Consider the following 12,553-nt stretch of genomic DNA (forward strand, 5'->3'; position numbering starts at 1 on the left):
ACCAAAAAAATTCACACCTAATTGGATGTTAAGATTGGTGCTTCTTTTAGAAGAGGTCTTATCGCTGAAAATTGGGGAGGAAAATATAAACCAAATTGGAGGAAAACAAAAATGGCAGTTATTTCAATGAAACAATTGTTAGAAGCTGGTGTACATTTCGGTCACCAAACACGTCGCTGGAACCCTAAGATGAAGAGATACATCTTCACAGAAAGAAATGGTATCTATATCATCGACCTACAAAAAACTGTTAAATTAGTGGACGATGCATACAACTATATGCATGAAGTTGCTGAAAACGGTGGTATTGCATTATTCGTTGGTACTAAAAAACAAGCACAAGATGCTGTTAAAGACGAAGCAATCCGTTCAGGTCAATACTACGTTAACCATCGTTGGTTAGGTGGTACTTTAACTAACTGGGATACAATCCAAACACGTATCAAACGTTTGAAAAAAATCAAAGAAATGCAAGAAGACGGCACTTTCGAAGTATTACCTAAAAAAGAAGTTGGTATTCTATTAAAAGAATTAGACAAACTTGAAAAATACTTAGGTGGTATTAAAGATATGCCACGCATTCCTGATGTAATGTTTATCGTTGACCCTCGTAAAGAACGTATTGCAGTTCAAGAAGCTCACAAATTAAACATTCCAATCGTTGCTATGGTTGACACAAACTGTGACCCAGATGAAATCGATGTTGTTATTCCATCAAATGATGATGCTATCCGCGCGGTTAAATTAATCGTTGCTAAAATGGCTGATGCATTCATCGAAGGTAACCAAGGTGAAGACGTAGCAGTAGACGTTGAAGACTTAGATAAAGATACTTCATTAGAAGATATCGAAAAATTAGTTGAAGGCGACAACGCTGAATAATCACTAACTGTTAAGCTGTTTGAATCAGAAAGAGGCGAAATAGACTTTTCAATTCAAACAGCTTTTTTTAAAAAGTTTGAAAAAATTTAAAAGCAAATTATAGGAGGAATTGAGAATGGCTCAAGTTACAGCTCAATTAGTAAAACAATTACGCGACATGACTGGCGTAGGTATGATGGATGCTAAAAAAGCATTAGTTCAAGTTGAAGGAGATATCGACAAAGCGGTTGACTACTTACGTGAAGCTGGTTTAGCAAAAGCTGCTAAAAAAGCAGACCGTATCGCTGCAGAAGGTATCACTAATGTTTTAGTTGAAGGAAACCGTGCAGTTATCTTAGAAGTAAATGCTGAAACTGACTTCGTTGCTAAAAACGATAAATTCCAAGCATTAGTTAAAGAAGTTTCTGAAGCAATCTTAAAAGCAAACCCTTCAACATTAGAAGAAGCTCTTGAAGTTGAAACTCCAAACGGTAAAATTTCTGACGTAATTGCAGAAGCAACTACAGTTATCGGTGAAAAAATCACTTTACGTCGTTTCGAAATCGTTGAAAAATCTGATGCAGATGCTTTCGGTGCATACTTACACATGGGTGGACGTATCGGTGTGTTAACTGTTGTTGAAGGTTCTACAGACGATTCAGCAGCTAAAGATGTTTCAATGCACATCGCTGCAATCAATCCTAAATATATTGACCGTTCACAAGTTTCTGAAGAAGAATTAGAACATGAAAAGAAAGTTCTTACTGAACAAGCATTAAACGAAGGTAAACCAGCTAACATCGTAGAAAAAATGATTGCTGGACGTTTAAACAAATTCTTAGCTGAAATTAGCTTAAACGACCAACCATTCGTTAAAGATCCAGATCAAACTGTATCTAAATTCGTTGCTTCTAAAGGCGGAAAAGTTAAATTATTCCACCGTTATGAAGTTGGTGAAGGTTTAGAAAAACGTGTTGATAACTTTGTTGAAGAAGTTATGGGACAAGTTAAAAAATAATCACTGTTCATTGAGGGAATATGGTAGATAGCTACCCGCTATTCCCTTTTTTTATAAAGATTAAGGAGATAAAGCAATGGTTGAACCAAAATACAAACGTGTTGTTTTAAAATTAAGTGGTGAAGCATTAGCAGGTAAAGCAGGCTTCGGTATTAACCCACCAACGATTAAAGAAGTTGTGAAAGAGTTAAAAGAGGTTCATGATCTTGGTGTTGAGATTGCAATTGTTGTCGGTGGTGGTAACATTTGGCGTGGCGTTACTGGTGAAGAAGTTGGTATGGAACGCGCTCAAGCAGACTACATGGGAATGTTAGCAACTGTTATGAATGCATTAGCACTTCAAGACGCACTAGAAAATGTAGGAGTTCCAACTCGTGTTCAAACTTCTATTGATATGCGTCAAATTGCTGAACCATATATCCGTCGTAGAGCTGTTCGTCACTTAGAAAAAGAACGTGTTGTGATTTTTGCAGGCGGTACAGGGAACCCTTACTTCTCAACAGATACAGCCGCTGCTTTACGTGCTGCTGAGATTGAAGCAGACGCAATCTTAATGGCGAAAAACAATGTGGATGGTGTTTATAGTGCCGACCCACGGGTAGACGTCAATGCGAAGAAATACAATGAATTAACACACTTAGATGTTATCCAAAAAGGTTTGAAGGTTATGGATACAACGGCAAGCTCACTTTCTATGGATAACGATATTCCTTTAGTGGTGTTTAATTTAAACGAACCAGGAAATATTAGACGCGTTGTATTAGGGGAGAACATTGGTACAACAGTTAGGGGGAAATAGGTAATGTCAACTAGCGAAATTTTAGCTCATACGAAAGAACGTATGAAAAAATCTGAAGATGCACTTCAACGTGAATTAGGCTCAATCCGTGCTGGACGTGCAAACGCAAGTCTTTTAGACCGTTTAGAAGTGGAATATTACGGAGCATTAACTCCAGTAAACCAATTAGCTTCAATCACTGTTCCAGAAGCTCGTATGCTTTTAATTACACCATATGATAAATCTTCATTAAACGACATTGAACGTGCGATTTTAATGAGCGATATCGGAATCACTCCAACAAGTGATGGTTCTGTTATTCGTTTAATTATTCCACAATTAACAGAAGAACGTCGTAAAGAATTGGCTAAACAAGTAGGTAAAGAAGCTGAAAGTGCAAAAGTAAGTGTACGTAACATTCGTCGTGATGCGATTGACCAAGCGAAAAAGGCTGAAAAAGCTAAAGAAATTACTGAAGATGAATTACACACACTTGAAAAAGACATCCAAAAAGTTACGGATGACAGTGTTAAAAACATCGACAAATTAGCAGCAAATAAAGAAAAAGAACTTTTAGAAGTTTAATTTGAATAGAAAAGGGGCTTTTGCCTCTTTTTTATTTATTAGGGAGGAACAAAATGACACAAAAACAATGGAAAATGATTAGTACAATTATTTCAATTATTATTGTGGTTGTATTTGCTCTTTACAAGGCTTTTGGAGAGCAAAAGGCAACGAATAAATCCAATACTCATTCTTCATCGAAAACGTCTCAAAACGCTTCTAATTCCTCATTTACAGGAAAGAATTTTGATTACTTTGAGAGCATGAAAAAATATCCTTTCAAATATGTATACGGAGCAGATGGAGATACATTCCACCTCAGTTATGAAGGGAAAGAATTTAAAGTGCGTCTACTCATTGTAGATGCTCCCGAAACAGCAAAAGAGGGTAAAGAAGCTCAACCTTTTGCAGATGAAGCGAAGAAACGTACTGAAGAACTATTAACAAACGCGAAGAAAATCGAAGGAAGTTTCGATGTCGGTGATCATGCGGATAAGTATGATCGTGCATTAATGTATGTGTATGTCGACGGCAAATTACTTCAAGATATTTTAATTGAAGAAGGACTTGCCAGAGTTGGGTATGCCTACGAACCAAACACGAGCCTTTTAAAACAATTCCAAGAAATTGAAAAGAAAGCAAAAAAACGTAAGAAAAATATTTGGGAAAAAGACGGTTACGTGACTAACAAAGGCTTTGATACCAGCGTTTATAAGTAATCTGTCTAAACTATATATTGTGTTTTAAAATGAAAATGCATTTTCATAAGAACTATATATTGTATTTTGATTCAAAATGATGTATGATATCTTCTGTCAGAAAAAATAAAAAGGGGAGAAGTAATATGTCAAATCGCAATATTATTCTTTATTCAAAACCAAATTGCATGCAATGCAATTTTACAAAACAATTTTTCGAAAATAACAACGTGGAATTCACAGTAAAAGATGTTTTCGAGTCAGAAGAAGCATTAGCAGAAGTGAAGGAATTAGGCTTCCAATCATTACCTGTTATCGTAGCTGATGGCGTAGAACCATTCTTCGGATTCCGTCCTGATCTTTTAGAAAAATTAGTGGGATAATTTTAACTATAAAAGAAAAGTGCACTTTTAGTAGGAAACTGCTAAAAGTGTTTTTTTATTTCAATTTTTAAAGCGCTTTTTCCAGATTTCATGATATACTAAAGAAGACTTAAAAAGGAGGACGCATCAATGGGATTTAATGCTGTTATTTCAAAGAAATCCGTTAATAAATCAAAGAAGATTGCCGAACGTTTTGCGCAGTGGCTTAAACAAGATGAAGCACATCAGGTTTACTATATTGTTCCTGATCACATTAAGTTTACTGCAGAAATGGAAATGATTCGACAAGTCGGAGAGTTATTAACGGATTCCACGTCTCGTAGCTACGCTTCAACAAGACTACAAGTATACAGTTTCAAACGTTTATTATGGTATTTACTAAGAAATGAAGCCATTACAGAAAAAACATCGATTTCAAAAGTTGGAATTACAATGCTTTTGAAATCAATTCTAGAGGAACATTCAGAGGACCTTGTTCTCTTTAAAAATGAAGCTCGTCATAAAGGTTTTCTTGAACAATTAAGCAAGGTAATGAATGAATTTCAATCTGGAGGAATTGAAGTTGAGGATTTCTCTAGCTTTTTTGAAGCGTCCACTCCTTCAGAAAACGAGCAACGATTAAAAGAATTTGGGATTATTTATCGTTACTATATAGAAGCACTAAAAGAAGATTTCGTTCATCAAGAAGAAAGCTATGCGCAATTATGCATCGTAATTGCTACTAAAGATTTGTCTAATACCTTTATTGCAATTGATGAAATGGTGACGTTAACGAAGGCTGAAATGGAAGTGATTGAAGCCTTAGTAGGAAGTGGGGCAACCGTTGAATTTCATGCAACATTAACGACATATGGAGTCCATACCGCTAAAAACGAAGCAGGAGATTCTTTATTTACTTCAAACAGACTCCTCTTAGAAAGACTCTCAAGATGGGTGAATAGGGGAGAGGACTTAGCTCGCATCATCGAATGGGAAGAAAGTGATTCTCTTTTTGATGATGAATTTAAAGAGGTTGAAAAGTTCTGGCTTGAAACGAATGGTGGACTTCCAAAAGTGAAGACACCGGCCAAAGATAAGCTCTCATTGCAAAAGATCACTTTTACTAAGTACACAGATGAAAGAGAAGAGTATCAAGAGACATTTGCCCAAATTAAGAGAATGGTACAAGAGGGTAAAGTTCGCTATAAAGACATCCAAATTTTAGGACGTAATTTAGAAGAAAACCATTTATTCTTGGAATCTCTTTTGAAACAATATGATATTCCTGGTTTTATCGATTTATCCGACTCAATGGAGCATCATCCAATTATTCAAGTTCTGGATGCACTCTATAATATTTGGCAATACGATTGGCGTTATTCCGATATTATGAGTCTTCTTCGTAGCGAATATGTCTTGTGGCATAAAGGCGATGAAACGCCTCTTAAGGACCAATTACAGGCCTTTAGACAGCAATTAGATGAAACGGAAACAGTTATTCTTGCTAATGGTTACGAAGGTTATCAATGGACGAATGGAAAACCTTGGGCCTATGTGGAAGATTCTATTGACGAAGATTCTAAAGTTGAAGTGACAGATAAAAATACGCAAATTCTTTTAAAAGCGCAAGAACTTCGAGATGAATTAACAAGCGTATTACTACCTGCATTCAAGAAAATAGAACAAGCAGCCACAACGACTGAAGCAGTTACTGTACTATATCAATTATTGACGACTCTAGGATTAGATCAATCGGTCATTTACTGGAGAGATGTTGCTGCTGAAGAAGGAGACGTCGAAACAGCAAGACGTCAAGAGCAAGTGTGGTCTGAATTTATCCGCTTACTAGATGAATATATCTATATTTTCGGAGATAAATCCTTTGATTGGGAAACCTTTATGATGTTACTTCATACAGGATTTGAACAAACACACTATAATTTAGCTCCATCTACATTAGATGAATTAACCATTACAGGAATGGATTCAGTTCGTTATACACCAAAGAAAATCACCTTTGCAGTGGGACTTACGCAAGGGGTAATGCCACGAAATATTGATGAAACAGGGTTATTAACGGACGATGAACGTGAGCTATTCTCAAATCAACTAGATAGTGGGCGTTTCCTAGCGCCTACAACAGGACAACTGCAGTCCGTTGAACCATTTGTGTTCTATCAGTTACTCATGAGCGCAACAGAGCATCTTTATCTATCTTGTGCTATTTCAAAAGATGGTAAGGAACAACTTGTTTCAAATTTTGTTCAACGCTTACTAAAACAGTTTGAAATTAAAGAAATCGATGGATCGTTGAACCGACAAAACCGTTTAGAACAAGGAGATTTCGTCGTTCCGTTTGAACTCTTTACAACGCTTCTATTGAAGATGAGAGCAAACAAGTTTAAAGAAATGAAAGAGATTGATATCTTATGGATCTTAATTCCTCATCTACTAAAAAATGACGCAGCGTTCAGTGCGGACTATCATGCGTTACTGGCATCTGTCTTCAGACTAAATGTAGCGAGTAAATTACCAATTTCTCTTGCGCAAGAGCTTTATGGAAATCAATTGAATTTATCAACGTCTCAAATTGAGACTTACTATAAAGATCCATTTAGTCATTTCTTACAATATGGATTAAGACTGAAAGAACGCCAAGAATTCGAGCTATCACCAGCAAATACAGGGGAATACTTCCATGAATTCTTTGATCAATTTATTAAAGAATTAAATGCACGTGGACTATCACTAAGAGAATTAACATTCGAACAAAAAATAGCCATTGAGCAAGAAATCTTCAATCGAATGAAAGACAATCCGAAATTTGCGATTTTAGGCTCTTCTAGACGTTTAAACTTCGTCCAAGGATTGTTACACCAAACTCTAATACAAACGACAAATGCGCTTCAAAGACAAGCCTTAGCGCTAGAGACAAAACCTTGGATGACCGAAGTGGTATTCGGGACTTCTGGAAACTATCCTATTCACATTCCAATTGGTAAGGATCAATCGATTCATTTACGTGGGAAAATTGACCGTATCGACTTACTACAGTCAGATAACGGAATTTATAACGGAATTATTGACTATAAATCTTCTGAACAAAGATTCGAGATTGCCAAACTCATTGCAGGAGTTCAAATCCAATTATTAACGTATTTGAAAGTATCAGAAGAAATTATTCGCAGTGAAACAGGTACGGTTCCAACGCCGCTAGAAGCAAGCTATATCCATGTGCATAATCCAAAATTCAGCAGTAAAGAAGTGCCAACGGAAGATAAGTTTATGCAAGAATGGACTAAAGCCTTTAAACACCGTGGATTAATCAATTCTGATGAGATCGCTAGACTCAATCCGGAGTTATTTGAGACAAGTAAATCAAACGTATTAAATGTCGTTTTGAAAAAAGATGGTGGCATCAGTGCTACTTATAAAAATGGCGTTTATACCACAGAAGAATTGAAGTTATTCAAAGATTTCGTATGGGAAAAGATTCAAGAAGCGGGTAGAGGCATCTTGTCTGGAGATATTACACTAGCTCCATACGAGGACTTTAAACAATATGCAGATTCTGTATCCGGTAAATTTAGTAGTATTGCCCAGTTCGATGCAACAAACCCAGAAAACAGATATCGTACTCTTCCAAAATTTGAAAAAGAAGAGGGGATTGCATTTATTCAAGATGAATTACAAGAGAAGAAAGGAGAGACAGAAGAATGATTCCAGAGAAACCAAAAGGATTACAAGCAACACCTGATCAATGGAAGGCAATAGCTACTCGTGGGAACAATCTTCTTGTTTCTGCCTCAGCTGGTTCAGGTAAAACAAAAGTTCTTGTAGAACGTATTTTGACGCATATTCAAGAGGGAATTGACATTAATGAATTGTTAGTTGTGACCTTTACGGAACTTGCAGCAAAGGAAATGAAGGAGCGCCTTCGTTCTAAATTAGAAGAGGCGATTGAAAAATCAACGGATGAAGTCCTTCAGCAACGTTTCGCGAAACAATTACAACTGATTCCGTCTGCTATGATTTCGACAATCCATAGTTTCTGTATGAAAGTGATTCGTCGTTATTTCTACTTAGCGGGTATTGATCCAGTATTTACGATGATGGATGAAATAGAAGGGCAACTATTGCAAGAAAAAGTCTGGAGAACTCTTGAGGAAGAACTTCTTGAACATCCTGAATTTGAAGAAGTATTTGCAACGTTCTCAAACGACCGTTCGGACGACGGCATTACGAATACTGTCTATCGCCTATATCAATATTCTCGTTCAAAAAGAGAACCTAAAACATGGTTATCTAATTTAACAGAGAACTACTCTGTTGGAAACGATTATGCTTCAACAGCGTTTGTTAAAACATACGTGAAACCAGCATTAATCGAAGAGTTAAGTTACCTTGTTACTCAATATGATCAACTTCTTAAAGATATCGAACTTCTTGGAGCTCCGAAGCATCAAGCGGTTTTAGAAGATGATTTAGACTTTGTTAAAGCTGTTCTGGTGCATATCCAAGAGGAGTCTTATGTCTTTGCGTATCAAACATTTGAAGATCGAAAATTCAAGAACTGGTCTACAGCTAAAGTGGATGAGACCGTTAAAGAAAGCTTAGATGAGATTAAAGCGATTCGCGAAGGCTTGAAAAAAGACTTCCAAAAAATCAAAGAGGATTACTTTGCGATTTCTCCAGAAGTTCAGCTGCAGCAAATGACGAAAGTAAATAGAATTCTATCGAAACTTTCAGATATAGCTGTGATGTTCTATGATCGTTTCCAAGATGAAAAACATCAGTTAAATAAGCTTGATTTCTCAGATTTAGAACATGATACTCTGAGAATTTTGACAAAATTAGATTCAAATGGTCAAAAAATTGCTTCAGAATACTATCAAAATCACTTTAAAGAAGTAATGGTGGATGAATATCAAGACGTTAACCGCGTCCAAGAAGCGATTTTAGAGTTCGTAAGTAAGCCAGATAACCGCTTTATGGTAGGCGACGTGAAACAATCTATCTACGGTTTTCGACTAGCAGATCCGTCTCTATTCCGTGAAAAATACGAAGCGTATGCCGAAGGAAAGAGTGGGGAAAGAATTGTTCTAGCAGAGAATTTCCGTTCTAGAGATGAGGTTCTTTCCTTTACAAATAAAGTTTTCCAACAAATTATGAATAAAGATTTGGGGCAAGTGGAATATGATGACGTTGCTGCGCTTAAAACAGGGAATCTCTCTTATTCTCAAGATGACGACAAATCCAGTGAAATTATTTTAATTGAAGACGTGAATTTAGATGAAAACTCGGATGATTTAGACGATGCTGAAGGATTCGAAAAAGTAGAAAATGAGATTCATTATGTTGCGCAACGCATCCAAGAGATGATAAAGACACCTTTTGAAGTGATGAATGATAAAGCAGATGCAAAACGTCCAGTAACTTATGGAGACTTCGCTATTCTTTCTTCAACAAAGAGTAACAATGATAAGATTGAATCGATTTTTGCGGCATATGGAATTCCAGTAAACGTTCAAAAGGCGCAATCATACTTTAAACGTACAGAGATTACGACGATGGTTTCTTTACTAAAAGTAATTGATAATCCACTACAAGATATTCCGCTAGTAGCTGTATTACGCTCTGGACTTATCGGACTAGATGAGATCGCTTTGGCTCACATTCGTAAGTTATCGAAAAATACAAGTTACTACGAAGCAGTTTGCCAGTTTGTTTCTGACTTTAAACTCCAAGAAGTCGACTACTATGATTCTAAGCAACAATTATTACTTAAAGAGCGACTAGAAGGCTTTATAACATTATTAAATAAATGGAGAGACAGCGCAAATAACGAATCCATCGCTCAGTTAATCTGGGAGATTTATATGGATACGCATTTCTTAGAATATGTCCATGGACAATCTAACGGTGCGCAAAGAGCTGTAAACTTACACGCTTTATACGAGCACGCTCACCAGTACGAATCAAGTAGTTTTAAAGGCGTTCGTAACTTTATTCGCTTTATAGAAGCACTACAAAAGAAAGAAAAAGACCTAGACGAAGCACCGATTGCAAGAGAATCAAACGCTGTACAAGTGATGACGATTCACGCAAGTAAAGGGTTAGAGTTCCCTGTTGTATTCTTAATTGATACCAATCGTAAATTTAACATGCAGGACTTAAAAGCATCTATTATGTGCTCTGATGAGATTGGTGTAGGCACGAATTACTTTGATTTAAGCACACGCATTACGTATCCAACAGTTCAGGCTGTAGCTACAAGAAACTTCGAGAAGAAGAAATTATTATCTGAAGAGATGCGTAAATTATATGTAGCAATGACGCGTGCACGGGAAAAGCTAATTGTTGTCGGTACGCTTAAAAACTACGAGTCCTTTAAGAAGAAATACGCCTTTTTAATCAATGAATCTAGCGAAATTTTACCATATCAAGCACGGTTCAAGAGTGGCACATTCCTTAACTGGATGCTACTGAGTGCTATTCGCGAACAATATAAGATTACTCCTGAAATTGTTACGAAAACGGATATTGTATCCAATAGCAAACAATATATTCACGAAATCAGTGGTAAGGAAGTCTTCCAAGAAGATTGGCATGAATACTACAGTGAAGCCGATTCTCCACGTGAATTGAAGTCTCGAGTGCAACAAATGCTTCAAACCATTCAAGAAGACTATCAATTTGAAGCCGAAAGTAAAACAACAAGCTATCAAAGTGTTTCTGAATTGAAACGGGTGCTTGAAGATCCGGTTATCGAAGAATTATCTCAAAATAGCTTGATAGAAGAGGGGAGAAGAGCGATTTACCTCTCTCCTACATTGGAGCAACCACGATTTATGGAAACCGCTACAGCATCGGTTTCAGGCGCACAAAGAGGTAGTGCTCTTCACTTATTAATGCAGAAGGTAGACTTTGCAAGTGAAATTACATTAGAGTCATTGGAACAATTACTCAAAGTTTTAGTGGATTCCAATGAAATTACACCAGAAGTTGCTGCAAAAGTCCCTGTAACACAGGCTTACGAATTTTTCCAATCACCATTTGGTCAATGGATTGTGCAAAATTCACATGCATTAGTACGGGAGCAAGCATTTTCGTATGTACTGGAAGCAAATGAATTCTTTAAATCCATTCAGACAGATGATTTGATGATGATTCACGGGATTATCGATGGATATATCGAATTAGATGATGAGATTATTGTATTTGACTATAAGACAGATTATGTTGTGGATTCTACAGAAGGAATTCAAGGCATCGTGCGTAAATATAAAGAGCAACTGAATATATATGCAGATGCATTAGCCATTAGTTGTAACAAAAATGTTACAAGAAAAGTTTTATGTTTATTATCGATTAATAAGAATATCGATATTGATACATTAGAAGTTATATAAATGATTATACGCTCAGTGTTACTTATAAATGCTGGGCGTATTGATTTATGATAGAGGATATAGAAACTTTTCGATATATAACTTAGTATAATATATATTATGTAAACCTATATATGTATCTGAAAAAGAATAAAGAAACATCATTGCATTTTAAAGCCCCTCAACGTATACTTATTAAAGTAATTAATTAATAAGGATGGTCTCACATGCAATATAATCAAGACAGCAAGTTCTGGCATTTCGCTACATTAGTTGCTGATTTTATTTTATTAAATCTTTTATTTATCTTTCTATGTATACCTATTATAACTATTGGTCCTGCATTAGCTGCATTAATGCATACGACACTTAAGCTTTCTGAGGATGAAAATCGCACACTCGTTAAGCCGTTTTGGAATGAATTTAAACGTGATATTACTAAAAAGATTCTTCTATGGATCGTATATTTAGTTCTAATTGCTGCTATGGTTTATATGGCTCAATTTTACTGGAATTTTGCTAATAATAATGCTGATATATTTAGAATCATTGGTTTTATGTTATTTATGTTATCAGCGTTAATTTTAATCGTCACTATCGTAGCTTCAATTATTGGTCTTGCGATGACGACTCAGTATTTTAGTCCTATAAAACGTCTCGTTAAAAATAGTTATTTACTTATCATCGTAATGCCTGTGCAATCACTGATTATGGCTGCAGTTCTTATTGCTGCAATTTTATTCGCTATTTATCAGACAGTGCCTGTATTATCATTCTTTTTAGTGATTGGCTTTGCAGCTGTTGCGTATAGTTTCGCACCGTTAATTCGTGAAATTTTCACAAAGGTAAAATAATCATTTTAATAAACAAAAACGACCTAC

At 36.0% G+C, this 12,553-nt stretch carries 9 protein-coding genes; all 9 read left to right on the forward strand.

All coding sequences use genetic code 11. The features are described 5' to 3' along the window. Positions 1–111 precede the first annotated feature (111 nt). Complete coding sequence (gene rpsB / locus O3793_RS00735; protein WP_039848780.1) at positions 112–882, forward strand: 30S ribosomal protein S2; 771 nt, start codon at positions 112–114, stop codon at positions 880–882. A gap of 115 nt (positions 883–997) precedes the next feature. Continuing rightward, positions 998–1,879, forward strand: a complete 882-nt coding sequence (tsf, locus tag O3793_RS00740) for a translation elongation factor Ts (RefSeq protein ID WP_371444848.1) — start codon at positions 998–1,000, stop codon at positions 1,877–1,879. A gap of 76 nt (positions 1,880–1,955) precedes the next feature. Continuing rightward, positions 1,956–2,678 (forward strand): UMP kinase, encoded by a 723-nt coding sequence (gene pyrH / locus O3793_RS00745; protein WP_048712948.1) that lies wholly within the window; start codon positions 1,956–1,958, stop codon positions 2,676–2,678. 3 nt (positions 2,679–2,681) lie between these two features. After that, complete coding sequence (frr, locus tag O3793_RS00750; RefSeq protein WP_048712951.1) at positions 2,682–3,242, forward strand: ribosome recycling factor; 561 nt, start codon at positions 2,682–2,684, stop codon at positions 3,240–3,242. A gap of 53 nt (positions 3,243–3,295) precedes the next feature. After that, complete coding sequence (locus O3793_RS00755) at positions 3,296–3,940, forward strand: thermonuclease family protein (RefSeq protein ID WP_371444851.1); 645 nt, start codon at positions 3,296–3,298, stop codon at positions 3,938–3,940. Between the two features lie 125 nt (positions 3,941–4,065). Further along, the gene (nrdH, locus tag O3793_RS00760; RefSeq protein WP_039848779.1) at positions 4,066–4,302 is read left to right on the forward strand and encodes a glutaredoxin-like protein NrdH; all 237 of its coding nucleotides are present in this window, start codon (positions 4,066–4,068) and stop codon (positions 4,300–4,302) included. 129 nt (positions 4,303–4,431) lie between these two features. Then, entirely contained in the window at positions 4,432–8,001 is a 3,570-nt protein-coding gene (locus O3793_RS00765) for a PD-(D/E)XK nuclease family protein (protein ID WP_371444854.1), read from the forward strand. After that, positions 7,998–11,693 (forward strand): helicase-exonuclease AddAB subunit AddA, encoded by a 3,696-nt coding sequence (addA, locus tag O3793_RS00770; protein WP_371444856.1) that lies wholly within the window; start codon positions 7,998–8,000, stop codon positions 11,691–11,693. Before O3793_RS00765 ends, addA begins: the two co-directional genes overlap by 4 nt. 206 nt (positions 11,694–11,899) lie before the next feature. Then, on the forward strand, positions 11,900–12,526 hold the full coding sequence (locus tag O3793_RS00775; RefSeq protein ID WP_371444858.1) for a DUF624 domain-containing protein: 627 nt from the start codon (positions 11,900–11,902) through the stop codon (positions 12,524–12,526). The last annotated feature ends 27 nt before the right edge of the window (positions 12,527–12,553 follow it).

The sequence above is a fragment of the Granulicatella sp. 20925_1_28 genome (genome assembly GCF_041433575.1).
GTDB lineage: Bacteria > Bacillota > Bacilli > Lactobacillales > Aerococcaceae > Granulicatella.